The sequence below is a fragment of the Microbacterium pygmaeum genome, from assembly GCF_900100885.1.
GTDB lineage: Bacteria > Actinomycetota > Actinomycetes > Actinomycetales > Microbacteriaceae > Microbacterium > Microbacterium pygmaeum.
In genome coordinates, this window is record NZ_LT629692.1 from 852,175 (window position 1) to 877,475 (window position 25,301).

Genomic DNA, 25,301 nt, shown 5'->3' on the forward strand with positions numbered 1-25,301 from the left:
CGGCGCTCGATACGTTGGACGGGTGGGCGGCAGCCCGCGATCCCCACGATCGAAAGGCCGCACCGTGCCACGAGAATTCCAGGGAAAGATCGAGCTCGACGTCCGCGACTCGGTCGCCGACTGGGACGCGTTCCTTCCCACCAAGCCCCCGGCGGGCTCCCCGAACGTCCTGGTCGTCCTCTACGACGACACCGGCACCGCGGCGTGGTCGCCCTACGGCGGACGCATCAACATGCCGACCATGGACCGTCTCGCCGCCGGCGGACTGACATACAGCCAGTGGCACACCACAGCACTGTGCTCGCCGACCCGCTCCACCTTCCTGACCGGGCGCAACCACCATCAGAACGGGTTCGCGACGATCTCGGAGTCCTCGACCGGGTTCCCCGGTTACAACTCCCACATCCCGCCCAGCAACGCGACGATGGCGAACGTGCTGCGGGATGCCGGGTGGGCGACGTTCTGGGTCGGCAAGAACCACAACGTGCCCATCGACGAGTGGACCGCGGGCGCCTCGAAGAAGAACTGGCCGCTCGCGCAGGGCTACGACCGCTTCTACGGCTTCATCGGCGGCGAGACGAACAACTGGTACCCGTCGCTGGCAGAAGACAACCACTACATCGACCAGCCCTACCTGCCCGAAGACGGCTACCACCTGTCGAAGGATCTCGCCGATCAGGCGCTGAAGATGATCCGCGACGTGAAGCAGACCGAGCCGGACAAGCCCTGGTACCTGTGGTTCTGCCCCGGAGCCAACCACGCTCCCCATCACGCGCCGGAGGAGTACATCGCCAAGTACAAGGGCATGTTCGACGACGGCTACGAGGCATACCGCGAGTGGGTGCTGCCGCGCATGATCGAGCGCGGCATCCTGCCGCCCGAGACCGACCTCACCGAGGTCAACCCGATGCCCGACGGCACATTCACGCAGACCGACGAGGTGCGTCCCTGGGCCGAGCTCAACGAGGACGAGAAGGCCATGTTCTGCCGCATGGCGGAGGTGTTCGCCGGCTTCTCGGAGTACACCGACGCGCAGGTCGGCCGGATCGTGGACTACCTCGAGGAGTCGGGCCAGCTGGAGAACACGCTGATCCTGTACTGCGCCGACAACGGCGCGTCCGGTGAGGGTAGCCCCAACGGATCGGTCAACGAGGGGAAGATCTTCGGCGGCTATCCCGATGACGAGGCCGAGAACCTCACCATGGTCGACAAGCTCGGCAGCCCCGACACGTACAACCACTACCCGACCGGGTGGGCGATGGCATTCTCGACGCCGTACCGCATGTTCAAGCGGTACTCGTACCAGGGCGGCGTCTGCGACCCGCTGGTGATCCATTGGCCCGCCGGTTTCCAGGCGAGGGGAGAGGTGCGCTCGCAGTACCACCACTCGACCGACATCGTGCCCACGATCCTGGAGGCGTGCGGCGTCGAGATGCCGGACACGTACGCCGGCGTCGAGCAGACGCCGCTCGCGGGCGTCCCCATGAACTACTCGTTCGCGGCGGAGGGACCCACCACCAAGAAGACGCAGTACTACGAGATGCTCGGCAGTCGCGGAATCTGGCATGAGGGCTGGAAGGCGGTCACGGTGCACGGGCCGATGGCCGGGATGAGCGGCTTCGAGGACGACACGTGGCAGCTCTTCCACACCGACCTCGACCGCGCGGAGGCGCACGACCTGGCCGGAGAGCATCCGGAGAAGCTCGAAGAGCTCAAAGCCCTGTGGCTCGAGGAGGCCAAGGCGAACGACGTCCTGCCGCTCAACGACCTGCAGATCATCGGCAACGCGAAAGACTTCGAGACCTTCGTGGCGATGGAATTCCACCAGCCGGCGCCTCCCAGCGGGCAGTTCATCTACTACCCGGGTACGACAGACGTGCCCGAGCGGTCCGCAGCGAACGTGCACGGCGTCTCGTACAAGATCGCCGCGGAGGTCGACCTGGTTGCGGACTCGGAGGGCGTGATCTTCGCGCATGGCTCGCGATTCGGCGGCCATTCGCTGTTCGTCAAGGACGGCACGGTGACCTACGCGTACAACTTCCTCGGCATCCCACCGGAGGATCACATCCAGGCCGCGCTCCCGTTGCCGGGCAAGCACATCATCGGCGTCGAGTTCACGAAGGAGCGGATGGGCGAATACCGCGAGGCTATCGGACCGCTCAAGCTCTACATCGACGACCAGCTGATCGCGCAGCAGGAGATCAGGACGGTGCTCGGACACTTCTCGCTCTGCGGCGAGGGCCTCACGATCGGACGCGACAGCGCCGACCCCGTGTCCTCGCTGTACGAGTACGGCTTCGACTGGAAGGGTGGCGAGATCGAGCGCGTCGTCTTCGACGTCAGTGATGACGCCTACGTCGACCTCGAGGCCCACCTCGCCGCCGCGATGTCCCGCGACTGAGGTCGAGGAGATGCTCGCTCCGCGACCGGACCATCGCCGGGGTGTGGCACCGCATCGCGGGGTTTCGCCCTGAGCGGACGGGCGGACATTGAGGTCGTCCCGTGTCCGCGGTTCGTGGCACCCTGGATCGTCGACGCATTCGTCGCATTCTTCGAACTCTCTTCTCGGGAGATGCCGTGCTCGGAAAACTCCTCATCCGCTATCTCAAGACCTATCGCTGGCTGCTGGTGGCCCTGCTGGTCTTCCAGATCATCTCGGCGGTGGCCACCCTCTACCTGCCGAGGCTGAACGCCGACATCATCGATCAGGGCGTCTCGAAGGGCGATGTCGGGTACATCTGGTCCACCGGCGCGCTCATGCTCGCGATCTCGCTGGGTCAGATCGTCGCGGCCATCATCGCCACCTACTTCGCCGCGAAGGCGTCGATGGCGGCCGGTCGCGACATGCGCCGCGACATCTACGAGAAGGTGAGCGCGTTCTCGGAGCGCGAGGTCTCGGCATTCGGTCCGGGCTCGCTCATCACCCGCAACACCAACGACGTGCAGCAGGTGCAGATGCTCGCGATGATGGGCTCGACGATGCTCATCACCGCGCCGCTGCTCGCGATCGGCGGGGTGATCATGGCGCTGAGCGCCGACCTGGGGCTCGGCTGGCTGATCGCGGTCGCCGTCCCGCTGCTGCTGGTGTTCGTCCTGCTGATCGTCAGCCGGATGGTGCCGCTGTTCCGGCAGTTCCAGAAGAAGCTCGATGCCGTCAATCGCACGCTGCGCGAGCAGCTCACCGGCGTGCGCGTCGTGCGGGCGTTCGTCCGCGAGGACATCGAGGAGGAGCGCTTCGGCGTCGCCAACACCGACATCATGGTGGTCGGGCGCAAGGTCGGATCCCTCTTCGTGCTGCTGTTCCCCGTTGCCATGCTGGTGCTGAACGTCACGATCGTCGGCGTCATCTGGTTCGGTGGCATCGAAGTCGACAACGGCAGCATCGAGATCGGCACCCTGTTCGCGTTCATGCAGTACATCGCCCAGATCCTCATGGGCGTGCTCATGGCGAGCTTCATGGTGATCATGATCCCGAGGGCAGCCGTCTCGGCCGAGCGCATCAGCGAGGTGCTGGCCAGCGAGTCCACCCTGACGCGTGCGGAGAACGCGGTCACCGCATTCCCGTCGCGCGGCGCAGTGCAGTTCCGCGATGTGGAGTTCACCTATCCGGGTGCCGAGACACCGGTGCTGCAGGGCATCACCTTCGACGCCGCGCCCGGCGAGACGATCGCGGTGGTCGGTTCGACCGGTGCCGGCAAGACCACGCTCGTCTCGCTGATCCCGCGCCTTTTCGACGTCACGGGCGGCGCGGTCCTCGTCGGCGGCGTGGACGTGCGCCAGGCCGACCTCGACGTGCTGTGGAAGGGCATCGGCCTGGTTCCGCAGCGACCCTTCCTGTTCACCGGAACCGTCGCGTCCAATCTTCGGTTCGGGCGCGAGGACGCCACCGACGAGGAGCTGTGGGCTGCGCTGGAGATCGCTCAGGGCCGCGACTTCGTCGAGGAGATGGACGGCAAGCTGAATGCGCGCATCGCCCAGGGCGGCACCAACGTCTCGGGCGGCCAGCGGCAGCGGCTGGCCATCGCGCGGGCGATCGTGCATCAGCCCGACATCCTCGTCTTCGACGACTCCTTCTCGGCGCTGGACCTCACCACCGACGCCCGTCTGCGCCAGGCGCTCTGGCGCGAACTGCCGCACGTGACCAAGATCGTCGTCGCACAGCGGGTCTCCACGATCACCGAAGCCGATCGCATCATCGTCCTCGAGGACGGCCGCATGGCCGGAATCGGAACCCACGAGGAGCTGATCCAGTCCAGTCCCACCTACCGGGAGATCGTCGATTCGCAGCTGGCGGTGCAGGCATGAGTACTCCCGACACCCTCTCCGAGGAAGAGCAGCTCGAACTCGAGCTCGCCGAGCAGGCCCGCCAGAACTCGGGCGACTGGGACAGCGTGAAGCCCGGGAAGGCGACCGATTTCGGCAAGAGCTTCGGCCGGCTCATCGGCCTCCTGCGACCCCACGCCGTGTCCTTCACGATCGTGTCGATCCTCGGCGCGATCGGGGTCGTCCTCGCCGTCATCGCCCCGAAGATCCTCGGCGAGGCGACGAACATCATCTTCGAGGGCGCCGTGTCTGTCGGACTGGCCGGAACGTTCCCCGAGGGCACGTCGCAGGCCGACGTCGTCGCCGGACTGCAGGCGGCGGGACAGACCGACTTCGCCAACATCGTCGGCGCGATGAACGACTTCTCCGTCGGCACGGGAGTGGATTTCGACGCACTCCGCATGGTGATCGTCGCGGTGCTCGCGATCTACGTCGTCTCGTCGTTCCTGAGCTGGATCCAGGGCTACGTCATCAACGTCATCATGGTGCGGACCATGTGGCGCCTGCGTCAGGACGTCGAGGTCAAGATCAACCGGCTGCCCCTGTCGTACTTCGACAAAGTGCAGCGCGGCGATCTGATCTCGCGCGTGACCAACGACATCGACAACATCACCCAGACGATGCAGCAGTCCCTCTCCTCAGCTCTGACCTCGGTGCTGACCGTCATCGGCGTGATGTTCATGATGTTCTCGATCTCGTGGCAGCTCGCCCTCGTGGCCCTGATCTCGCTGCCGCTGATGGGCGTGATCTTCGGCGTCATCGGGCCCAAGTCGCAGAAGGCGTTCGGCATCCAGTGGCGCAAGGTCGGCCTGCTCAACGCCCGTGTCGAGGAGTCGTTCTCCGGTCACGCACTCGTGAAGGTGTACGGCCGGGAAAAGGACTCGCGGGAGAAGTTCGAGATCGAGAACGAGGAGCTCTACCAGGCCAGCTTCCGCGCGCAGTTCCTCTCGAACGTGATCATGCCCGGCATGACCTTCATCGGAAACCTGACGTACGTCGGCATCGCGGTGCTCGGCGGCGTCATGGTCGCCGGCGGGCAGCTCCGCCTCGGCGACGTGCAGGCCTTCATCCAGTACTCGCAGCAGTTCACGCAGCCGCTGTCGCAGCTGGGCGGGATGGCGGCCGTCGTCCAGTCCGGCGTAGCTTCGGCCGAGCGGGTCTTCGAGCTGCTGGACGCCGAGGAGCAGGAGCCGGACTCCCCCGACGCGCCGGAACCGGTCGACGGCGAGGGCGTCATCGAGTTCGACCACGTGAAGTTCGCCTACACGCCCGATCGCCCGCTGATCACCGACCTGTCCTTCCGGGTGGAGCCGGGCCAGACCGTCGCGATCGTGGGTCCGACGGGCGCCGGCAAGACGACGCTGGTCAACCTGATCATGCGGTTCTACGAGCTGGACGGCGGGCGCATCCTGCTGGACGGGCAGAACATCGCAGAACTCACTCGCGATGACGTCCGCTCCCGCACCGGCATGGTGCTGCAGGACCCCTGGCTGTTCGCCGGGACGATCCGCGACAACATCCGCTACGGGCGCGAGTCGGCCACCGACGAGGAGATCATCGCAGCCGCGACGGCCACGCGCGTGGACCGCTTCGTCCACTCGCTTCCGGAAGGTTATGACACCGTCCTCGACGAAGACGCCTCGAACGTGTCAGCGGGCGAGAAGCAGCTCATCACCATCGCCCGGGCCTTCATTGCCCAGCCGTCGGTGCTCATCCTCGACGAGGCGACGTCCTCGGTCGACACGAGAACGGAGCTGCTGCTCCAGCAGGCGATGAACCTGCTGCGCGAGGGACGCACATCGTTCGTCATCGCGCACCGGCTGTCGACCATCCGCGACGCAGACCTCATCCTCGTGATGGAGCACGGCGACATCGTGGAGAAGGGCAACCACGAGGAACTCATCGCCGCGCGCGGCGCCTACTGGCGCCTGTATCAGTCGCAGTTCGAGCAGGCGGCAACCGATCTTGACTTCGTCGCAGCCGAGACCGGCACGCTCGAGACGGTGCCGGATGCCGCGGGTGCCGGCTACGGGCAGGGCGTGAGCGAGGCGTGAGAGAGCGGTGATCCCGTGACGACCGAGCCGCTCGGCTCGTGGCGCGATGACACCGGTCGAGGGGATGCTCCGTACGACAAGGGGGCCCAGGACGCGCTGGATGCCGCGGTCGACGGTTCGATCGTCGTGGTCAGCGTGAAGGACGACTGGACCGACGTGTTCCCGCCTCTGCCGGATGCCTGAGCGCCGCGTCGATAGTCTTCGGGAGTGACGACACCACCGGCCGGCGCACCGACCCGCCCCCGCGCGTCCTGGCTGCTGCCGACTTTCGCCGGATACCGGCGGGCGTGGCTGACTCCCGACATCATCGGCGGCGTCTCGGCCGGCGCGGTCGTCGTGCCGCAGGCGATGGCGTACGCCACGATCGCGAACCTGCCGGTGCAGGTCGGCCTGTACACGTGCATCGTGCCGATGTTCATCTATGCGATGCTCGGCGGCTCGCGCGCGATGAGTGTGTCGACGACGTCGACGATCGCGACCCTCACCGCCACAACACTGGTCTCGGCGGGGGTGGCCGGCAGCGCATCCAGCACCGGTGACGCCCTCGGGTCGCTGACGACGCTGACGCTGCTGGTCGGGCTCATCCTGCTGCTGGCTCGGCTGTTCCGGCTCGGCTCCCTCGTGGAGAACATCAGCGGCGCGACGGTTCTCGGTCTGAAGATCGGTGTCGGGGCGACCGTCGCGGTCGGACAGCTGCCGAAGCTGCTGGGCGAGACCTACAACTTCTCCGGTCACGGCTTCCTTCGTTCGCTCCTCGCGATCGGCGAGGCGTTCGACAGTGTGAACTGGCCGACCCTCGCCCTGTCGGCGGGATCGATCGCAGTGCTCGTGCTTCTCAAGCGGTTCGCCCCGAAGGTGCCCGGCAGCCTGATCGTCGTCGTCGCCGGCATCCTGCTCGTCGCCTTCGCGGGTGTCGCGGAACGCGGCGTCGACCTGATCGAACCGGTGCCCGGAGGGCTGCCGGTGCCGGGGTTGCCGGACGTCGGGCAGATCCCGGCTCTGGTACCCGGCGCCCTCGCGATCGCGGTGATGGCGTTCCTCGAGTCCGCAGCCGTGGCGCGCGGCATCCGCAGAGCCACCGAGCCCCAGATCGACAGCGATCAGGAGCTGCTGGCCACCGGCGCCGCCAACGTCGCCGGAGCATTCTTCACCACCATGCCGGCTGCCGGAGGGTTCTCGCAGAGCGCGGTGAACCAGAGCGCGGGCGCACGGACGCAACTGTCCACATTCGTGACGGTCGCGCTGGCGATCCTCGTGGCCCTCTTCCTCGGCCCGGTGCTGAGCCTGCTCCCCGAAGCGACGCTGGCCGCGATGGTCTTCGTCGCTGTGATCGGGCTGATCGACATCCGGCAGCTGGCCCGCTGGGCCCGGATCAGCCCGACCGACTTCTGGATCGCCCTCGTCGTCGCCCTCATCGGCCTCACCGCGGGGCTGCTCGCCGCCGTCGCGGTCGGTGTCGTCGTCACGCTGGTCCTGGTGCTGCGCGAACTCAACATCCCTCGGCTGTCGATCGTGGCCCGCCGCGAAGGAATCATCGCCGTCCACCTCGGGCGGGGACTCTACACGGCCAACGCGCTGGCCAACGAGCGGGCCATCATCGCGCTGGCGCGGGCACAGGACCCGCCGGTCACAGCAGTCGTGCTCGACCTGGAGCGCATGGACGTCATCACGATCACGGTGCTGGACGCACTGGCCGATCTCGATCGCGAGTTGTCGCAGCTCGGGATCACGCTGTTCCTGGTCGCGCTGCCCGAGCGTGCCGAGCGTGTCGCGACGAAGGTGGACTGGTATCGCCGGCTTGCGTCCGTCGGTCGAGTGCACGCCACCGTCGAGGGCGGCCTGACCGCGGCATCCGGTCCGCCCGCCTGAGCGCCGGATCTCGCGCGCGGACTGGGGCCGGGGCGGTGGCGTGGAATCGGACGGCGGCAGCGGCGGCGGCGTCGCGCGGCTGGCGCGCTGCTGGTGGATCTCCCGACCCAGCTGGATGCCGCCGAGCACCATCGTGACCAGCCCCAGTGCCAGCGTGCCGGCTGTGACCCACCAGGGCGATCCGGGGAGGAACAACGCCGGCGCGGCGACGATGAACATGGCACCGACGGTGCCCACTGAGAACTGCCACCCAGCCGTCCGCGCCGGTGTTGCGGGACGGGAACGCACCCCCCACGAATCGGCCATGAGCCGCCCGCCCAGACGCTCCTGGTCGCCCCCAGGCGAAGCGGGCCGCACCGGGGACCTCCAGAGGATCAGCCCAGCAGCTTCGCCTTCGCGGCGGCGAACTCCGCGTCGCTGAGCACGCCGGCATCCTTGAGGGAGGCGAGCTTCTGCAGCTCGCCGACCAGGTCGAGGCCGCCGGCTGGTGCCGGGGGCGCGGCCGGTGCGGCGTACTGCGCGGCTGCGGCCTGCGCGGCAGCATCGATCTGGGCCTGCTGCTGCGATGCTTCGTACTGCTGCTGCTCGTACTGGTTCTGCGCCTTCTCCTGCTGGTGGCGCTGCATGCCGCCGCTGACGGCCGTGGCGGTGCCGGCCACGACAGCGGTGCGTGCGGCAAGCCCCAGAAGGCCCGGGCGTCCGAATCGTCGGATCATGCTGATTCCTCCTCCTGCGCGGCCTCGACCAGCGCGTTCACGATGGGTGCCGGGATGCGCTCGCTGCGCAGCATCGACCCGCCGGATGCGGCGAAGCTCTCCGCGAGCCGCTTCGCCCAGACCAGCTCGTAGGCGACGATCGCCGCGGACGCGCCGGGCGGGATCAGCTCGGCGAGCTCCTCGATGTCTTCTTCCCCGGTGATGCCGATCTCGGCGAGCTCGACCGAGCCGAAGCCGTAGCGATCGGTCTCGTCCTCGATCTCGAGGGCGGTGACCGTGCCGTCCTCGGCCTTCGAGACGATCACGAAGTCGAGGAGGCGCACGATGTCGGCTTCGATGAGCTCGACGATGGCGGCGATCACGCCGGGGTCGGGACGGTCGCCCTCGAACCCGACGAGGTGCAACTCGACGGGACCGTATTGGAATTCAGCCATGGTGTTCCTTTCGATGCGGGTGGATTCGGACGGGTTCAGAAGCCGGCGATGCCCTTGCCGATCAGCACCACGCCGATCACGAGCAGCAGCACCGCCATCACGGTCGCGTTGTTGTGCACGAGCCAGGTCCGCAGCGACTCGAGCGGGCCGGCCATCCGCCTCGACGCGATGAGGTACCCGAGGACGGGAACGGCGACCGACGCCGCGGCGATGACCGTGAAGATCGCGATGACCACGACCGTCTCTCCGACATCGAGACCGGCGCCGCCGATCGTCGTGCCGGCACCCGCGCCCATCAGGAGGTTCTTCGGGTTGACGGCGGCCAGCAGGAACCCGAGCCCGAGGCCCTTCGCCGCGTTCATCGTGTCGATGGCCGACATCCACTTCGGCAGCGCCGCGGTCTGCCCGGCCTTCGGCCGCGACCGCCACTGCCGGAGAGCCAGGAAGAGCAGCAGCGCGCCCAGCACGATCTGGATCGTGCCGTGGACGGGCTTCGGGCCGTCCGAGTCGCTGTCAGGCAGGATGGAGGCCAGCAGGGTGAACACCGTGACCGCCGCGACGATGCCGACGATCCAGCCCAGGAGGAAGCCCGCGCTCGTCCCCTTCGCCTTCGGCGAGAGCAGCATGAGGATCGCCGCGATGATCGGGATCGGACTGATCGCGATGCCGATCGCGAGGGGGAGGACTGCTCCGATGACGGCGCCCATGCGGATCCTGTCTAGTTGCTGCTTCGGGTGATGGAGAGGGACTCGCGGAGCTTCTGCGGCCAGCCCATGTGCGGAGTGAGCGCCGCCACGGCCGCGCGGTTGGTCGGATAGACCGTCTCGTCGACGAGGATGCCGAACCGGGTCAAGCGCCTGCGGGCGTCCGGTCGGACGCGGCTGAAGGCGAGGGTGACCTCGTTCGAGGCGAGCCAATCCCGCAGGCCCCCGAACGCCTCGGCGCCGGTGACATCGACGTCGGTGACGGCTTCCATGTCGATCACCAGATGGTGCACGCGGTCCTCGCAGGCGGCGACGACGGCGCCTTTGACCGCCTCGGCGAACACGCTGCCGTTGGCGAAGAACAGGGGTGCCGCCATCCGGACGACGATCACGCCCGGTGCGGTCACCGACCCTGATGGGGCGTCGTCCAGCAGCGAGTCGGTCGGGCTGTCATTCGCGGCGAGCACGTCGATGGCGGGGTTGGCCGCGCGCTTGGCCATGTTGATCAGGGCCAGGACGAACGCGACGAGGATGCCGGGGATCGCGCCGACGAAGAGGGTGACGAGGAAGCACACGGCGCCGACGAGGAACTCGAAGCGATCCAGCCGCCAGAGGTCGATGAATTCGCGGATGCCCAGCAGCGGCAGGATCGCGACCGCGACCACTGCTCCGATGGCGGGCGAGGGGATGTCGGCGAGCACGGCCGTGCCGAACAGGAGCAGCAGCAGGGTGCCGACAGCCAGGATGAGCGAGGGCAGCTGGGTGCGGGAACCGGCTTGATCCATGGCCGCGGTGCGCGAGGTCGAGGATCCCATCGCGAAGCTGCTGCTGGCTCCGGCGGCGATGTTGCCCAGGCCGAAGGCGAGCAGGTCCCGGTTCGGTGAGGTCGGGTAGTGGCGCTTTTCGCCGTACGATCGCGAGACGAGCAGCCCTTCGGCCGTGGTCACGAGGGTGAGGGCCATCGCCGAGGGAATCAGGGCGAGCCACATCGTCCAGTCGATGACCGGCCAGCTCAGCGCCGGCGGGCCGGCCGGGACGGCGCCCAGCACGTCGACGCCGGCGTCGTCGAGGTCGGCGACCATGACGATGATGGTGCCCAGCACGAGGACCACCAGTGCCCATGGGATCGCGCCGAGGTAGCGCTTGCCCAGGAGCAGGATCGCGACGCTGACGATCGAGATCATCAGAGAGATCAGGTTCGTCGTGCCCAGCCCGACCGCGAGTCCGGAGACCTTCTCGACGAACTCGCCGCCGGAGTCGATCTTCACGCCGAGCATCTTCGCGATCTGGCTGACCAGGATGTCGAGGGCGAGGCCGCCGACGAATCCGACGAGGATCGGCTTGGAGAGGAAGTTCGCGAGGAACCCCAGTTTGAACACCGCGAGCAGGATGAACATGACGCCGCAGATGATCGCCTGCGCGAGCGCCAGCGTGGTGTAGTCGGCGGAGCCGGCGACGGCCAGTCCGCCCAGCGATGAGGCCACCAGGGCGGCGGCTGCGGCATCCGGTGATGCCACCAGCTGACGCGACGAGACGACGAGTGCGTAGATCACCGTCGGCACGACGAGGGCGTACAGCCCGGCCGTCGGCGGGAGCCCGGCGATCTGCGCGTAGCCGATGTTCAGCGGGATCGCGATCGCCAGCAGTGTGATGCCGGCGACCGACTCGCGGACCAGATTGTGGCGCGTGAGTCCGGCGAGGGGCTTCTGCATGCGTGCTCCGGGGACGGGTCGCACAATGTCGCGACATGCCGAACCTACTCCGGGGCGGCCGGGGGCGCATACTGTTGCGCCATGGGGGAGACCACGCCGAAGCACAGCCGCGCCACCGAGGTGCATGAACTGATCGCCGTGATCCTGCTTTCCTTGGTGGCGGTCATGACCGCCTGGTGCGGATTCCAGTCGGCGAAGTGGGGCGGCGACTCCTCCGTCGCCTTCAGCGAAGCATCCACCGCCCGTATCGAAGCCTCCGACTTCGACGCCCAGGCGCGGGACGCCCGCAGCGCCGATCTCGCGATCTACACGCAGTGGGTCCTGGCCGGCGCGAACGACGAGCCCGCACTGGCGGCGTACATCGAGGATCGCTTCTCGCCGGAGTTCGCAGTCGCCTTCGATGCCTGGCAGGCGGACGGCGAAACCGAGCGCGGGCCATTCGTGATGACGGAGTACGTCCCGGATGGGACCGCCGAGGCGAAAGCGGCCACGGCGAAGGCCGAGGCACTGCAGGCGACCGCGCTGGATTTCAACGACAAGGGCGACAACTACTCCCTGATGACCGTGCTCTTCGCGCTCGTGCTCTTCCTGGCGGCGATCGCGCAACGGGGGATCTCGCTGCTCGCATCACGGCTCGTACTGGGTCTGGCCGGCGTCATCGCCGCAGCGGGACTCGTGCTGCTGATCACCTTCCCGATCCGCTTCTGATCGTCAGAGCCCTTCGCGCGCCTCGAGGCGGCCGGAGGCGATCGCCGCGATGAACGAGGCGTAATCGGCGTCGTTCTGATCCGCGTAGGCCACCGAGAACTCGCTGATCGCCTCGTCGAACCTCGCCGACCGGCCGAGGTATGCGGCGATCTCCACCCGGTCGCCGGATCGCGCGTGCGCCCGGGCGAGCGTCTCTCCGCAGATCCGGGCGTAGAGCAGCGCGCCCCGCGGGATCATGACCTCGGGGTCGAACGAGCCCTTCCAGTCGTGCAGCTGCCGGACGTAGAAGTCGCGTTCGATGCCGCCGTCGCCGCGGACGCGCCGCCAGCCGAGGAAGATGTCGGTGGATGCCTGCATCCGGCGTTGGCCGCGGACCACGCGTTCGCCGTGGGAGGCGTATTCGCTCGGCTCCAGGAACCGCTCCAGCACCGATGCTCGCGCTTCCTTCGCCTGCAGGAACAGCGGGTCCGAGGCATCGCGTCCGGTGAGCAGCACGATCCACGCCCGCGTGCCGACGCTGCCGACGCCGACCACCTTCCTGGCCATGTGCACATACCTGTACTCCGCGAGCGGATGCCGCGCCACCAGCAGCGTCGAGCGGTAGGAGGCGAGGATGCCCCGCATCGTCGCCTCGGTGTTGCGGATCTCGTGCGCGTCGGTGACGACGTCCTCGACGGGGACGATGAGCGGCGGGTCCGCGATGATGCGCATCTCGCCGTCATCGTTGGTGACGAGCTTGGAGAACGCCCGCAGGCGGTCCTTCGTGCGTGCCTTGGCGACGATCGTCTCGACGGCCTTCACCTGTCGCTTGTCGGCCCGCGAGGCTGCACGTTCCGCCTTGACCCACGACTCCACTTGCTCCGCGTCGAGGTGATCGTACCAGGCATCCAGCACCGAGGACTCCGCGGCCTCGATCATGCGCTCGCGGTACCCGCGTGCGGCGGCCAGGCGGAGCTGCTGACGCTCCTCGTCGGTGAAGCCGCGATGCCGGCCGGCGATCTCGAAACTGGCCACGAGGCGCTTGAGGTCCCACTCGAAGGGCCCCGGATGCGTCTCGTCGAAGTCGTTGATGTCGAACAGCAGGCGCCGCTCCGGGCTGCCGAACAACCCGAAGTTGGACAGGTGCGCGTCGCCGCACAGCTGCACGGTCAGACCGCTCTTCGGCGTCCGCGCCAGGTCCGCCGCCATCAGCAGCGCCGCCCCCCGGTAGAACGTGAAGGGCGAGACCATCATCCGGCCGTGCCGGATCGGCACCAGCTCGGGAACGCGGGACTCGGCCTGCTCCTCCAGGAGGGCGATCGGATCGGCTCGGTCGGCGGGCGTCTCCCAGACGGCGTGACTGGTCCGCGGGGTACCGATGCGCCTCGCACGGCCGTACGCACGGCGACCCTCGAAGTCCGCGCGATCCGGCGTCGCCGGGATCGTCGCGGACGCGGTGTCAGAAGCAGTCGGAACCATGTCGAGCCTTCTTTCCACCTCACCGGCCCGCCACGAGCGTGGCGCGGCGCGTCGAAGTGCCCGGCGTCAGTCTGGCAGCGGCGCGCTTCCGGTGGCATCACTCTCCCGGGGTGATCGTGGCCGTTCGCTCTGTCGCGCCTCGGCGCAGGCGCATACGGTCGGGACGCGGCGTCCGGCCGCCGAACGGAGCGCCCCATGACCGAATCCGCGCAGGCCCCCCGGCCGCTGGCATCGCCGCGGGCGGCGGCCCTGGCCGGCGTCCTGTTCGCCGTGCTGTTCACCGTCGCCCTCGTGCTGCTGCGCTCCTCGCTTCCCGAGACCCTCACCGGCAACGACGACTGGCTGGAAGGCGGTGGCGCCACGCGGATCAGCATCGCCCTCGGGATGCTGCCGTTCGCCGGCATCGCGTTCCTGTGGTTCATGGGTGTCGTCCGCGACCGGTTCAAAGACGCCGAGGACCAGCTGTTCTCGTCGGTGTTCATCGGCAGCGGACTGCTGTTCCTGGCGATGCTCTTCGTCTCCGGCGCGATCGCCGGCGGAATCGTCGCGAGCATGCCGTTCGTGGCCGACGAGCAGAGTCGGGCAGAGGTGTCGAACTTCGGTCGGGCGGTGATGCTGCAGGTCAGCAACATCTACGCCCTGCGGATGGCCGGAGTGCTGCTGATCTGCCTCGCGACCATGTGGCTGCGCACGCGCGTGATGCCGCGCTGGCTCGCCTTCGTCACCTACGCCGTGGCGCTCGTGCTGCTGGTGGTCACCAGCGTCAGCCTGTGGGTGACGCTGATCTTCCCCGCGTGGGTGCTGGCGGTCAGCGTCCTGATCCTGGTCCAGAACTACCGGCGCGGGCACCCGGCCGCAGCGGGGATCAGCTGATGCCGAGCAGTTCGAGCGGATGGGTGAGGCGCCACCAGGCGCTGGGCGGTTCGACATCGTCGGCCAGTTCGAGCTCGACCGTCGTCGAATTCAGGGGTCCTTGCACCGCGAGGCTGCCCACGGTCTCGCCGGCGGACAACGCATCGCCCAGCGAGAAGGTGGTGGAGACCGCCCCTGAGCCGCCGTTGAAGAGGATCACGCTCGCGTCCGCCGCAGTGATCACGTCGACCTCCTCGCCCCAGGCCGTGGTGACGTGCCCGGTCACCGTCCCCTGAGGCACCGACGGCGCAGGCTGGAGTCCGAGTTCGACATCGGCGTACAGCTGACGCGATGCGGCGAGGCGGGTGTCGTCGTCGGGCTGTCCGAGCACGACCGCGTACACGCGCACCGTCGTCTCGCCGACCTGCACGTTCTTTCCGGACAGCAGCGTGTAGGCGTCGAGTGAGCCGGTCTTGATGCCGACGACGCCCGGATCCGCGAGCAGGCCGTTCGTGTTGGTCACCAGCCCCGCCCCCGGCAGGTCGACCGATTGCGTCCCGACGATCTCCGCGATCACCGGGTTGGCCATCGCGAGCTTGGCCAGCGACATCATCGATTCGGGCGTCGCGGTGTTGCGCGGGTCGAGACCGGTGGGCTCGACGACCGTGATGCCGTTGACGCCGTGCGCGGTGAGCCAGGTCGATGCCGCGGCCGCGTACACCGACTGCGACGGCCAGATGTTGTAGGCGAGCCGGTCCGCGTAGTTGCCGGCCGAGCCGATCAGCATGCCCTGCAGCAGCTGGTACTCGCTGAGGGTGCCGCCGACCGGGACGTCGAGGGCCGATTCGTTGTTCGAGAGGTAGTCCCAGTACTCGTCGCTGTCGCCCTGGGTGAAGCGGAACTCCGGGCCAGTCTCTCCCAGTGCGAGGGGCATCTCCTCCAGGACGAGCAGCGCGGTGATGACCTTCGTGATGCTCGCCATCTGGGACGGGTCGACCGCTGATGCGATGGGACCGCCGATCCCGTCGACCGCAACGGCGGCGCTGCCCGACGCGGGCCAGTTCAGCACGGCGGGCGGCGCGACCGCCGCCTGCACCTCGACCGCCTCGATGGCCGGGGGGATCGCGTGCAGCGGCCAGAGCAGCGTCGTGGCAGCGTAGGCGCCCGCCAGGGCGGCGATGATCAGGGTCGGCACGACCACGCCGGCGCGCAGCAGCGACCGGCGCGGGGGCACGGCGAGCAGGTCGGCCTGCGCGGGCAGGTAGGGCGACCCCGCCGCCTCGAGGGTGGGGGCGGCGCTGGGCGCCGAAGCGACCGCACGCTCGTCGACCCACGACAGCGCCGCTGGTCGCGCGGCTGCTGCCGCGATCACGGTCGAGGTCGTCGCTGCCGGGGCAGCGGTGAGTGTCGCCGCGGCGGAGTACACCGCGGTGGCATCCGCATCGGTCAGGGTCGCCGTGCTGCTCGCATCCCCGCCGGACTCGGGCGAGCGCTGCGTCTCGCGGAGCCGGCGACGCGTCTGCGCGGGCGGGTCCTCCGAGGTCATTCGCCTAAAGTACCTCGTCCGCGGCGGAGTACACTGATTGCCACAACCACGGGAGTCCGGTGAGCCGGGCTGAGAGGAAGCGAACCACGCTTCGACCGTCGAACCTGATCTGGATCATGCCAGCGCAGGGAGGAGCATCCATGCACGTCTCCACGTCCGCACCCGCACGAACCGGTGCCTCCGCACGCGTTCTCCGCTGGAGAGTCGTCGACATCGTCGTCGCCAGCGTGATCGGTGTCGCATCCGGCCTGATCTTCCTCCTCTGGAACATCGGCTACCTCGGCCCGAAAACGCTGCTGGAGCCGCTCCTGCCCGGACTCCAGGGGCTCCTGGACGGACCCTGGCTGTTCGCCGGCGTGCTCGGAGCCCTGATCATCCGCAAGCCGGGCGCCGCGATCTACACCGAGCTGCTGGCCGCGGTCGTCTCGGCCCTGGTGGGCAACGCGTGGGGCGGGTTCCTCACGATCGAGGCCGGCATCGTCCAGGGGCTGGGCGCCGAACTGATCTTCCTGATCTTCTTCTACCGCCGCTTCAGCCTGCCGGTCGCCATCCTCGCCGGCGCCGGCGCGGCCCTGGCCGGCGGCATCAACAACCTGATCCTCTGGTACCCGGGATCGGATGCCGCGTTCACGACGATCTACCTGGTCAGCACCGTGCTCTCGGGCGCCGTGATCGCCGGCGCGCTGTCGTGGGTGCTGGCGCGCGGACTCGCGGCGACCGGGGCGCTGGATCGCTTCGCTTCGGGCCGCGAGGCCCGCGCCCGCGTCTGACGATGACGCCTGCCGCGTCCTCGTCAGCGCGTGCGGTCCGTCCGGCGAGCGTCGAGGCACGCGGGTGGGGCTGGCGGCACGCGAGCCGGCACGCATGGGCGGTGACGAATGCCTCGTTCCGCATCGAACCGGGGGAGCGCGTGCTGCTGCTGGGCGCATCGGGGTCCGGCAAGTCCACGCTGTTGCACGGCCTGGCGGGCGTGCTCGGCGGGGGCGAGGAGGGCGAGCAGGTCGGCGAGCTGCTCGTCGACGGCGAACCCGCCGCCGCCGGCCGCGGTCGCTCGGGTCTGGTGCTGCAGGATCCCGACTCCCAGGTGATCCTCGCCCGCGTCGGCGACGATGTGGCCTTCGGCTGCGAGAACATCGGCGTCCCCCGCGACGAGATCTGGCATCGCGTCGACGCCGCGCTGGACGCGGTCGGCCTCGATGTCCCCCTCGACCGGGCGACCAAGGCGCTGTCCGGCGGGCAGAAGCAGCGGCTCGCGCTGGCCGGAGCGATCGCGATGCGTCCGGGGCTTCTGCTGCTGGACGAGCCCACCGCCAACCTCGACCCCGACGGTGTCGCGGGTGTGCGTGCAGCCGTGCGGCGCACGCTGGACGAGCACCCTGCGACGCTGGTGGTGATCGAACACCGGGTGGAGGTGTGGCTTCCGATCGTGACGCGCGTGATCGTGCTGGGTGACGGCGTCGTCATCGCCGACGGGAGGCCCGACGACGTGCTCGGTCGTGAAGGGGCGGCGCTGGCTCAGCGAGGGGTCTGGGTGCCCGGCATCCCTCCCGCCCTGCCGCCACCGCCGGCACACGAACCGGGGGAAGCGCTGCTCGCCGCTCGCGAACTCAGCGTGGCCCGGATCGCGAGACACCCCGTGGCGGGCGGACTCGCGCTCGAGGTCCGCGCAGGTTCGGCGCTGGCGATCACCGGTCCGAACGGAGCCGGGAAGTCCACGCTGGGGCTCACGATCGCGGGGCTCCTGCCACCCGAGTCCGGCACGCTCGCGGCGACGGACGCGCTCGCGGACGGCATCGGCGATGCGCCCATCCGCTGGCCGTCGCGCGCGCTGCTCACCCGCATCGGCACGGTGTTCCAGGATCCCGAGCATCAGCTGCTGACCACCACGGTCCGCGACGAACTCGAGGTGGGCCCCCGCGCCCTGGGGCTGGATCCCGACGAGACCGCCCGACGAGTGGAGGACCTGCTCGTGCGACTGCGGCTCGAGCCGCTCGCGCGCGCCAACCCGTACACGCTGTCCGGCGGCGAGAAGCGCAGGCTCACGGTGGCGGCGGCGCTCGCGACGCGACCCCGCGTCCTGGTCCTGGATGAGCCGACGTTCGGTCAGGACGCCCGCACCTGGGCCGAGCTCATCGCGCTGCTGGCCGGCCTCCGCGACGCGGGCTCGTCGATCGTCACGATCACGCACGACGCCGAGGTCGTGTGCGCGCTGGGCGCTGAGGAGTTCCGGATGCCGCGGGCCGAGGCATCCGCATGACCCTGCTGGATTCCCGGGCGCGCACCGGAGTCATCGCGCGGATCAACCCCGTCGCCAAGCTCGGTGCGAGCGCGCTGATCGCCCTGCCGCTCATCTTCACGCTCGATGTCGTCTCGGCCGCCGTCGCACTCGTCCTCGAGCTCCTGCTGCTGCCGTTCGCGGGCCTCGGCTGGCGGGAGTTCTGGCTGCGCACCTGGCCGGTGTGGCTCGCCGCGCCGCTGACCGCGCTCACGATCGCCCTCTACGGCGAGGCCTCCGGCACGGTGTACGTCGACTGGTTCCTGGTGCGCATCAGCGAGGGTTCGCTCGAGCTGGCGCTTGCGACCCTGCTGCGGGTGCTGGCGATCGCGCTGCCGTCGGTGGTGCTGTTCGTGACGGTGGATCCGACCGACCTCGCCGATGGGCTGGCCCAGGTGCTGCACCTGCCCGCGCGGTTCGTGCTGGGCGCGCTCGCCGGGTTGCGGATGGTGGGGCTGTTCCTGGACGACTGGCGGGCACTCGAGCTCGCGCGCCGCGCGCGAGGAGTCGCCGACCGTGGTCGCATCCGCCGCTTCCTGGGGATGGCCTTCGCGCTGCTTGTGCTCTCCATCCGGCGCGGATCGAAGCTGGCGACGGCGATGGAGGCGCGCGGGTTCGGCGCGCCCGTACGCCGAACCTGGGCTCGGGTGTCGCGGTTCGGATGGCGCGAATGGACGCTGATGGCGATCGGCGCGGCGATCTCGGCCGCCGCGGTCTGCGCGGCCGTGGTCGTCGGCACCTGGAACTTCATCCTGGGGCCGGGATGAGTCAGGTCGCGTTCCACAGTTCGCGGTAGTAGGCCAGGCGCGGGCGATCGGGCTCCACTCCGTACGCCTCGATGAGCGCGTCTTCCCAGCCGGGTCCGTAGTTCCACTCCGTCGACATCGACGCCACGGCGATATCGGCCCAGCGATCGCCCGTTCCCAGCTGCCCCAGGTCGACGTGCGCGAGCCAGCGTCCGTCGTCGCCGATCAGCGTGTTGGGGCAGCAGGCATCGCCATGACAGACGACGAGGCGATCGATCGGCGGCGGCTCGCGAAGTGTGTCGGGGACTCGGATGCCGCGGTCCGCCGCATTCTCGATGCGCGAGGCCACGCTCCACTCGAACGGACAGTCCAGAACCGGCAGGCGGTCGTGCATCGCACGCAGACCCTCGCCGACCGCGCGGACGGCGGTCGCAGCATCGGCGACCCAGTGCGGCGCCACCGCACTCTGGCCGGGCAGCGCCGCCGTCACCAGCCATTCATGGGTGTCGTCGCCGCCGTACTCGATCACCTCGGGGACGCGCAGGAAGGGGCCTGCCCAGCGCAGCCGGGTGACCTCATCGGCCAGCGAGCTCTCGTCGCCACGCGGCGCCCACTTGATGTACCGGTCGCCGCCCGCGCCGCAAGCCCGGAACGTGAGGCCGCCGAGGTTGTTGCGCCACACCGGCGTGAGCGCGGCGCCCGCGGCCAGCACCTGGACGCGCGCCGGCACGGCGATGGGCTCGAGCGGGATCGACATGACGTTCATCCTTCACGGATACGCTGTCCCGTGCGAGCGGCTCGCACTGGCGTGGAACTGGGTCCCACGTAAGCTGGGATGCGGTTGCACGAGTTCGAAGGAGAGCGAATGGACATCACGGGTGCATCAGCCCTCGTCACCGGCGGTGCGAGCGGACTGGGACTCGCCACCGCGCGCCGCCTCGCTGCGGCCGGGGCTCGAGTCACGATCGTGGACCTGGCCTCCTCCGTCGGAGCCGAGCTCGCCGCGGAACTCGGCGGATCGTTCGCCGCCGCCGATGTGACCAGCGTGGAGCAGGTCGCCGCAGCGGTCGAGATCGCGGCCGCCGCCGGTCCGCTGCGGGTCGTCGTGAACTGCGCCGGGATCGCCCCGCCCGCCAAAGTGCTCGATCGCGACGGCAGCCCATCGTCGCTCGCCGATTTCGAGCGGGTCATCAGCATCAACCTCGTGGGCACGTACAACGTCATCGGTCAGGCATCCGCCGTCATGGCACGCACCGAACCGGGCGACGATGCGGATCGCGGCGTCATCGTCAATACGGCCAGCGTGGCCGCGTTCGACGGGCAGATCGGCCAGCCGGCATACTCGGCGAGCAAGGGCGGCGTGCACGCGATGACGCTGCCGATCGCGCGCGAGTTGGCCCGTTACGGCATCCGGGTGCTCACGATCGCCCCCGGGATCATGGAGACGCCGATGCTCATGGGTCTGCCGCAGGCGGCGCAGGACTCACTCGGCCAGCAGGTGCCCTTCCCCGCGCGGCTCGGCCGGCCGGACGAGTACGCGCGCCTCGTGATGGCGATCATCGACAACGGATACCTGAACGGCGAGACGATCCGTCTGGACGGCAGCATCCGCATGGCGCCGAGATGACCCGCCGTTCGTCGAGATGACCCGTCGTTCCGCGAGATGACCCCCCGTTCGTCGAGATGACCCCCGATTCCCCGAAACACCCCCGCACACACAGGGAGCACCCATGACCGAACCCATCCTGTTCTCCGTCGATGACGGGCTCGCCCGCATCACGCTGAACCGTCCGACCCGGCTCAATGCGTTCGACGAGGCGACCTCGCGGGCGTGGGAGCGCATCACGGCCGAAGCTGTCTCGCGGGACGACGTCGGCGCGATCCTGATCGATGCGGAGGGCCCGTCCTTCTGCGCCGGTGGCGACGTGCTCTCGATGGCGGCCGGCGGCTTCTCGGCAGACAGCATCGCCGAGCTGGCCGGTGTGATCAACCGCGGCATCCTGTCGCTCGTCGAATCCTCCACACCGGTCGTGGCCGCCGCACAGGGCACGACCGCCGGCGGAGGCCTGGGGATCCTCCTCGCGTCCGACTACGCGGTGGTCGGCGAGGACTCCCGCATCGGCAGCCTCTACGCGAACATGGGCCTGACCCCCGACCTGTCGGTGACGGCCCACCTCGGCCGCGCGATCGGCCAGCGCCGCGCGCTGCAGCTTGTGCTGCAGGACCGGCTCCTGAGCGCCGCCGAGGCGGTCGAGTGGGGACTTGTGGCAGAGGCAGTCGCACCGGACCAGGTCCGCGCGCGCGCCGAGGCGGTGGCACGCTTCTGGCTCTCCGGGGCGGCTGCCGCCTACGGGCAGGCCAAGCGGCTCGTCCGCGCGGCGCCCGAGGTGAGCGTCGTGGACCAGCTCGGCGACGAGGCCCGCACGATCGGCGCCGCGTTGGCCACTCCCGAGGCCCAGACCCGCGTCGCGGCGTTCGCCGCGGCATCCGCTCGAAAGGCAGCCAAGTGAGCCTCGCCGGCAAGACCATCCTGATGTCCGGCGGCAGCCGTGGCATCGGCCTCGCGATCGCGCTGCGCGCGGCGGCCGACGGAGCGAACATCGCGCTGCTGGCCAAGACCGACACCCCGCACCCGAAGCTCGAGGGCACCGTGCACTCCGCCGCCGAGCAGATCCGCGCGGCCGGTGGCAACGCGCTGCCGATCGTCGGCGACGTGCGCAACGACGACGACATCACCGAGGCGGTGCTGAAGACCCAGGGCGAGTTCGGCGGCATCGACATCGTGATCAACAACGCCAGCGTGATCGACCTGTCGCGCTCGCTGGACCTCGCCGCGAAGAAGTACGACCTGATGCAGGACGTCAACGTGCGCGGCACGTTTCTGCTGTCGCGCGCCGCGGTGCCGATTCTGCGGGATGCCGCCAACCCGCACATCCTCTCGCTGTCGCCGCCCCTGAACATCGATCCGAAGTGGCTCGGCGCGCACACCGGGTACACGCTCGCCAAGTACGGCATGACGATGGTGACCCTCGGCCTCGCCGCCGAGTTCGCCGCCGACGGGATCGCCGCGAACACGCTGTGGCCGCGGACGACGATCGCGACCGCGGCGGTGCAGAACCTGCTCGGCGGCGATCTGGTGATGGCCGCCAGCCGGACGCCGGACATCTACGCCGATGCCGCGTACGAGGTGCTGATCCGGCCCGCGAAGGAGCTGACGGGGCAGACGCTGATCGTCGAGGACGTGCTGACGGATGCCGGAGTGACAGACTTCGCCCGCTACGCGGCGGTCCCCGGCACGCCGGACAGCCGGCTCTTCCCGGACATCTTCCTGTAGGCGCGGCGCGGGTCCGCGCGGCGCGGACCCGGGGATCGCGGCGCGACGCCGTGCGGGCCCGGGGATCGCGGCGCGGCGCCGTGCAGGCCCGATGTCGCCGAACCCGGGGTTTCCGCCGAGACCGGGGGTTACGGCCAGCGCACCGCCGTCCCGGCGGCTCCGATGTCGCCGAACCCGGGGTTTCCGCCGAGACCGGGGCGCGCGTCACCCGGTTTGGGCGGAATGCCCCGGTTTCGGCGGTGATCGGTCGGCGGTGGGGTTGATGGGCGGCGGAAAGCAGGATTGAGGCGCGCGCCGAAGTTGCCGAACCCGGGGTTTGCGCGAGACCGGGGGTTACGGCCAGCGCACCGCCGTCCCGGCGGCTCCGATGTCGCCGAACCCGGGGTTTCCGCCGAGACCGGGGCGCGCGTCACCCGGTTTGGGCGGAATGCCCCGGTTTCGGCGGTGATCGGTCGGCGGTGGGGTTGGTGGGCGGCGGAAAGCAGGATTGAGGCGCGCGCCGAAGTTGCCGAACCCGGGGTTTGCGCGAGACCGGGGGTTACGGCCAGCGCACCGCCGTCCCGGCGGCTCCGATGTCGCCGAACCCGGGGTTTCCGCCGAGACCGGGGCGCGCGTCACCGGGTTTCGGCGGAATGCCCCGGTTTCGGCGTAGTGCCGGGGTTTCGGCACTGAGCGGTCGGGCGGTCGGCGGGGCGGCGGACAGCGGCACAGTCGGCCCGGGTGGCGCGACGCATAACGGGCACTGGGCACTCGTTCATGGGTTACCCAGGCGCGTCGGCTTGACTTATGGGATGTCTTTCTCCGCTCACCGACCCGGCCGCATGGGCTCGAACGGCCGTATCGAGTTCGAAGTCGCGGACCAGGACGAGCCCCAGTACCTCAGTGATGTCGTGGCCGCACGCGCCGCTGATCCCGCTCCCGCATCACCGGAGCCAGACCGTGCGACCGTCGCTGCGCCTCTCCGCGCGGCGGAAACGCTGGCCGAGCCGGATCCTGAAGCGGACGAGGCGCCCGCGCTCCAGCCGGAGCCAGAACCGAGTCCGGAGCTGGAGCCATCGACGCCCGTGACCCCGGCCGAGCCGGAGCCCGTGACCCCGGCCGAGCCGGAGCCTGCAGCATCCGCCGAACCGGAGCCCGCAGCATCCGTGCCCGCCCCGCCGTCCCGATCGAAGCGCGGCACCGGGCGCTCGCGCCGGAGACTCCCGATCGCGACCCGCCTCGCCGTCCACGGTGGCGCCGACGCCGAGGTCCTCGAGGAGGTGCCAGAGGAGACCTCCCGCTTCGTGCAGATGTTCTTCGTGCTGGCCGGCACCGCCCTGGTCTCGGCGCTGTCGATGCTCTTCGCCCTGATCACCGGCGTGCGGATCTCCATCTGGCTCGCAGTGCCCCTCGCGCTCGTCTGGGCGCTGATCATCTTCAACCTCGACCGGTTCCTGACCTCGACGATGCGCTCGACGCGCAACGTGTGGAGGCTGATCGGCCTCGCGATCCCGCGTGTGATCATGGCCGCCCTGATCGGCATCGTGGTCGCCGAGCCGCTCGTGCTGCAGGCCTTCCAGAACGACATCGCGCGCGAGGTCAACTCCACGAACGTGGTGCAGGCGCAGGCGGATCAGGATGCCGTGACCACCGGTCCCGAGAAGCAGGCCCTCGACGCCGCGAGCGCACGCGTCGCGACCCTCGAGAACCAGGCGGCGACGGGAATCGTGGAGGGGACGTCGTCGACGTCCGCCGAGACGCTCGCCGCCCAGCAGACCGTCGATCAGCTCACCGCGCAGCTGGCCGCGCAGCAGTCCGTGATCGATTCCGCCCGCGCGCTGTACCAGTGCGAGCTCACCGGCGAAGGGGCGGGAACCGTGCCCGGCTGCACCGGCGTGCAGGGCGACGGCACCAGCTCGAGTGCCGCAGAGGCTCAGCTGACGCAGGCGCAGAGCTCCTACGACGCGCTGGCGACCCAGCTGCAGCAGGCGACGGCGACCCTCACCGCCGCCAACGAGGCGGGGACGGATGCCGCGGCCGTGTCGGCTGAGCAGAACAAGCAGCTCGCTGCCGACCAGCTGCCTGCCGCCCGCGCCCAGTACGACGCCGCGCTGGCCGCATACGATTCGCGCGCCGCGACCGTGGCAGGCGGGAACGCCGAGGCGATGGGGCTCCTGTCGCAGATGAGCGCCATGGAGCGGCTTGCCCAGCGCGAGCCCGCTCTCGCGTGGGCGCACTGGCTCATCGCGCTGCTGTTCTTCATGATCGAGCTCCTGCCGGTGCTCGTGAAGGTGCTGACCAGCTACGGGGACCCGTCACTGTACGAGAAGGCGGACGCGATGAAACGTCAGGTGGCCCTGGACCGGGTCACCGCCAGCACCTGGCGAGAACGCGCGGCGATCGTTCGCGGCTGAGCTCACGCACGCCGAGACCGGGGGACCCCACCGAGACCGGGGGATCACGCCGAGACCGGGGGATCACGCCGAGACCGGGGGATCACGCCGAGACCGGGGGACCCCACCGAAGCCGGGGGATCACGCCGAAACCGGTGCATCACGCCGAGACCGGGGCGCGCGCAACCCGGCCTCGGC

The 25,301-nt window shown here is 69.5% G+C and carries 21 protein-coding genes and 1 riboswitch; of the genes, 14 read left to right on the top strand and 7 right to left on the bottom strand.

Annotated features, from left to right (window positions below; genetic code table 11):
* The first annotated feature begins 64 nt into the window (after nucleotides 1–64).
* The 5 genes from BLT19_RS03960 to BLT19_RS03975 all read left to right on the top strand — a co-directional run bounded on the left by BLT19_RS03960 (nucleotide 65) and on the right by BLT19_RS03975 (nucleotide 8,246).
* Entirely contained in the window at nucleotides 65–2,401 is a 2,337-nt protein-coding gene (locus BLT19_RS03960; RefSeq protein ID WP_091486733.1) for an arylsulfatase, read from the top strand.
* 176 nt (nucleotides 2,402–2,577) lie between these two features.
* Nucleotides 2,578–4,305, top strand: coding sequence for an ABC transporter ATP-binding protein (locus BLT19_RS03965; RefSeq protein WP_091486736.1), 1,728 nt, complete (start codon nucleotides 2,578–2,580; stop codon nucleotides 4,303–4,305).
* The gene (locus BLT19_RS03970; protein WP_091486740.1) at nucleotides 4,302–6,377 is read left to right on the top strand and encodes an ABC transporter ATP-binding protein; all 2,076 of its coding nucleotides are present in this window, start codon (nucleotides 4,302–4,304) and stop codon (nucleotides 6,375–6,377) included. Before BLT19_RS03965 ends, BLT19_RS03970 begins: the two co-directional genes overlap by 4 nt.
* Nucleotides 6,378–6,392: 15 nt before the next feature.
* Nucleotides 6,393–6,560 carry a hypothetical protein gene (locus tag BLT19_RS17510; protein WP_197673016.1) on the top strand — a complete coding sequence of 56 codons (168 nt, stop codon included), beginning with the start codon at nucleotides 6,393–6,395 and terminating at the stop codon, nucleotides 6,558–6,560.
* Nucleotides 6,561–6,584: 24 nt separating this feature from the next.
* Nucleotides 6,585–8,246, top strand: coding sequence for a SulP family inorganic anion transporter (locus BLT19_RS03975; RefSeq protein ID WP_091486743.1), 1,662 nt, complete (start codon nucleotides 6,585–6,587; stop codon nucleotides 8,244–8,246).
* A 374-nt stretch (nucleotides 8,247–8,620) separates the two neighbouring features.
* Here BLT19_RS03975 and BLT19_RS03980 read toward each other — a convergent pair whose 3' ends face one another.
* The 4 genes from BLT19_RS03980 to BLT19_RS03995 are packed head-to-tail and all read right to left on the bottom strand — an operon-like array spanning nucleotide 8,621 to nucleotide 11,812.
* Entirely contained in the window at nucleotides 8,621–8,962 is a 342-nt protein-coding gene (locus BLT19_RS03980) for an SHOCT domain-containing protein (protein WP_172825586.1), read from the bottom strand.
* Complete coding sequence (locus BLT19_RS03985) at nucleotides 8,959–9,396, bottom strand: DUF6325 family protein (protein ID WP_091486751.1); 438 nt, start codon at nucleotides 9,394–9,396, stop codon at nucleotides 8,959–8,961. Before BLT19_RS03985 ends, BLT19_RS03980 begins: the two co-directional genes overlap by 4 nt.
* A 35-nt stretch (nucleotides 9,397–9,431) precedes the next feature.
* The gene (locus BLT19_RS03990) at nucleotides 9,432–10,103 is read right to left on the bottom strand and encodes a GAP family protein (protein ID WP_091486756.1); all 672 of its coding nucleotides are present in this window, start codon (nucleotides 10,101–10,103) and stop codon (nucleotides 9,432–9,434) included.
* A gap of 11 nt (nucleotides 10,104–10,114) precedes the next feature.
* Nucleotides 10,115–11,812, bottom strand: coding sequence for a SulP family inorganic anion transporter (locus BLT19_RS03995; protein WP_091486760.1), 1,698 nt, complete (start codon nucleotides 11,810–11,812; stop codon nucleotides 10,115–10,117).
* Between the two features lie 81 nt (nucleotides 11,813–11,893).
* Here BLT19_RS03995 and BLT19_RS04000 point away from each other — a divergent pair, with 81 nt between their 5' ends.
* Nucleotides 11,894–12,520, top strand: coding sequence for a hypothetical protein (locus tag BLT19_RS04000; protein ID WP_091486764.1), 627 nt, complete (start codon nucleotides 11,894–11,896; stop codon nucleotides 12,518–12,520).
* A 3-nt stretch (nucleotides 12,521–12,523) separates the two neighbouring features.
* Here the strand turns inward: BLT19_RS04000 and BLT19_RS04005 are convergent, their stop codons facing one another.
* Nucleotides 12,524–13,978: a DUF2252 domain-containing protein gene (locus tag BLT19_RS04005; protein ID WP_091486768.1), complete on the bottom strand. Its 1,455-nt coding sequence runs from the start codon at nucleotides 13,976–13,978 to the stop codon at nucleotides 12,524–12,526.
* Between the two features lie 195 nt (nucleotides 13,979–14,173).
* On the opposite strand from BLT19_RS04005, the gene BLT19_RS04010 reads away from it, so the two are divergent.
* The gene (locus BLT19_RS04010) at nucleotides 14,174–14,851 is read left to right on the top strand and encodes a hypothetical protein (RefSeq protein WP_091486773.1); all 678 of its coding nucleotides are present in this window, start codon (nucleotides 14,174–14,176) and stop codon (nucleotides 14,849–14,851) included.
* Here BLT19_RS04010 and BLT19_RS04015 read toward each other — a convergent pair.
* A complete protein-coding gene (locus tag BLT19_RS04015; protein ID WP_091486778.1) occupies nucleotides 14,844–16,376 on the bottom strand; it encodes a D-alanyl-D-alanine carboxypeptidase family protein in 1,533 nt (510 codons plus the stop codon). The two genes, BLT19_RS04010 and BLT19_RS04015, sit on opposite strands and share 8 nt — an antisense overlap.
* Nucleotides 16,377–16,414: 38 nt before the next feature.
* Nucleotides 16,415–16,524: riboswitch (TPP riboswitch) on the top strand.
* Here BLT19_RS04015 and BLT19_RS04020 point away from each other — a divergent pair.
* The 3 genes from BLT19_RS04020 to BLT19_RS04030 all read left to right on the top strand — a co-directional run bounded on the left by BLT19_RS04020 (nucleotide 16,517) and on the right by BLT19_RS04030 (nucleotide 19,418).
* Nucleotides 16,517–17,146 carry an ECF transporter S component gene (locus BLT19_RS04020; protein WP_091486782.1) on the top strand — a complete coding sequence of 210 codons (630 nt, stop codon included), beginning with the start codon at nucleotides 16,517–16,519 and terminating at the stop codon, nucleotides 17,144–17,146. It overlaps the preceding riboswitch by 8 nt.
* A 2-nt stretch (nucleotides 17,147–17,148) precedes the next feature.
* The gene (locus tag BLT19_RS04025) at nucleotides 17,149–18,633 is read left to right on the top strand and encodes an ABC transporter ATP-binding protein (RefSeq protein WP_172825587.1); all 1,485 of its coding nucleotides are present in this window, start codon (nucleotides 17,149–17,151) and stop codon (nucleotides 18,631–18,633) included.
* Nucleotides 18,630–19,418 (top strand): energy-coupling factor transporter transmembrane component T family protein, encoded by a 789-nt coding sequence (locus tag BLT19_RS04030; RefSeq protein ID WP_091486786.1) that lies wholly within the window; start codon nucleotides 18,630–18,632, stop codon nucleotides 19,416–19,418. Before BLT19_RS04025 ends, BLT19_RS04030 begins: the two co-directional genes overlap by 4 nt.
* Before the next feature lies 1 nt (nucleotide 19,419).
* On the opposite strand, the gene BLT19_RS04035 is transcribed toward BLT19_RS04030, so the two are convergent.
* A complete protein-coding gene (locus BLT19_RS04035) occupies nucleotides 19,420–20,154 on the bottom strand; it encodes an aminoglycoside 3'-phosphotransferase (RefSeq protein WP_091486790.1) in 735 nt (244 codons plus the stop codon).
* A 108-nt stretch (nucleotides 20,155–20,262) separates the two neighbouring features.
* Here BLT19_RS04035 and BLT19_RS04040 point away from each other — a divergent pair, with 108 nt between their 5' ends.
* From BLT19_RS04040 to BLT19_RS04055, 4 genes are all read left to right on the top strand, one after another.
* Nucleotides 20,263–21,024, top strand: a complete 762-nt coding sequence (locus tag BLT19_RS04040; protein ID WP_091486794.1) for an SDR family NAD(P)-dependent oxidoreductase — start codon at nucleotides 20,263–20,265, stop codon at nucleotides 21,022–21,024.
* Between the two features lie 103 nt (nucleotides 21,025–21,127).
* Nucleotides 21,128–21,907 (top strand): enoyl-CoA hydratase/isomerase family protein, encoded by a 780-nt coding sequence (locus tag BLT19_RS04045; RefSeq protein ID WP_091486797.1) that lies wholly within the window; start codon nucleotides 21,128–21,130, stop codon nucleotides 21,905–21,907.
* Nucleotides 21,904–22,731: an SDR family oxidoreductase gene (locus tag BLT19_RS04050; protein WP_091486801.1), complete on the top strand. Its 828-nt coding sequence runs from the start codon at nucleotides 21,904–21,906 to the stop codon at nucleotides 22,729–22,731. The genes BLT19_RS04045 and BLT19_RS04050 overlap by 4 nt, the downstream gene beginning before the upstream one ends.
* Before the next feature lie 791 nt (nucleotides 22,732–23,522).
* Nucleotides 23,523–25,124: a DUF4407 domain-containing protein gene (locus tag BLT19_RS04055; protein WP_091486805.1), complete on the top strand. Its 1,602-nt coding sequence runs from the start codon at nucleotides 23,523–23,525 to the stop codon at nucleotides 25,122–25,124.
* Nucleotides 25,125–25,301: the final 177 nt, after the last annotated feature.

Bases quoted from the DNA above. Each gene is read 5' to 3' on its own strand.
- BLT19_RS04005 (WP_091486768.1), bottom strand. From the start codon at position 13,978: ATGGTTCCGACTGCTTCTGACACCGCGTCCGCGACGATCCCGGCGACG.
- BLT19_RS04010 (WP_091486773.1), top strand. From the start codon at position 14,174: ATGACCGAATCCGCGCAGGCCCCCCGGCCGCTGGCATCGCCGCGGGCG.
- BLT19_RS04020 (WP_091486782.1), top strand. From the start codon at position 16,517: ATGCACGTCTCCACGTCCGCACCCGCACGAACCGGTGCCTCCGCACGC.
- BLT19_RS03970 (WP_091486740.1), top strand. From the start codon at position 4,302: ATGAGTACTCCCGACACCCTCTCCGAGGAAGAGCAGCTCGAACTCGAG.
- BLT19_RS03980 (WP_172825586.1), bottom strand. From the start codon at position 8,962: ATGATCCGACGATTCGGACGCCCGGGCCTTCTGGGGCTTGCCGCACGC.
- BLT19_RS04055 (WP_091486805.1), top strand. From the start codon at position 23,523: ATGTCTTTCTCCGCTCACCGACCCGGCCGCATGGGCTCGAACGGCCGT.
- BLT19_RS03985 (WP_091486751.1), bottom strand. From the start codon at position 9,396: ATGGCTGAATTCCAATACGGTCCCGTCGAGTTGCACCTCGTCGGGTTC.
- BLT19_RS04040 (WP_091486794.1), top strand. From the start codon at position 20,263: ATGGACATCACGGGTGCATCAGCCCTCGTCACCGGCGGTGCGAGCGGA.
- BLT19_RS04035 (WP_091486790.1), bottom strand. From the start codon at position 20,154: ATGTCGATCCCGCTCGAGCCCATCGCCGTGCCGGCGCGCGTCCAGGTG.
- BLT19_RS04045 (WP_091486797.1), top strand. From the start codon at position 21,128: ATGACCGAACCCATCCTGTTCTCCGTCGATGACGGGCTCGCCCGCATC.
- BLT19_RS04015 (WP_091486778.1), bottom strand. From the start codon at position 16,376: ATGACCTCGGAGGACCCGCCCGCGCAGACGCGTCGCCGGCTCCGCGAG.
- BLT19_RS03990 (WP_091486756.1), bottom strand. From the start codon at position 10,103: ATGGGCGCCGTCATCGGAGCAGTCCTCCCCCTCGCGATCGGCATCGCG.
- BLT19_RS03995 (WP_091486760.1), bottom strand. From the start codon at position 11,812: ATGCAGAAGCCCCTCGCCGGACTCACGCGCCACAATCTGGTCCGCGAG.
- BLT19_RS04030 (WP_091486786.1), top strand. From the start codon at position 18,630: ATGACCCTGCTGGATTCCCGGGCGCGCACCGGAGTCATCGCGCGGATC.
- BLT19_RS04025 (WP_172825587.1), top strand. From the start codon at position 17,149: ATGACGCCTGCCGCGTCCTCGTCAGCGCGTGCGGTCCGTCCGGCGAGC.
- BLT19_RS04000 (WP_091486764.1), top strand. From the start codon at position 11,894: ATGGGGGAGACCACGCCGAAGCACAGCCGCGCCACCGAGGTGCATGAA.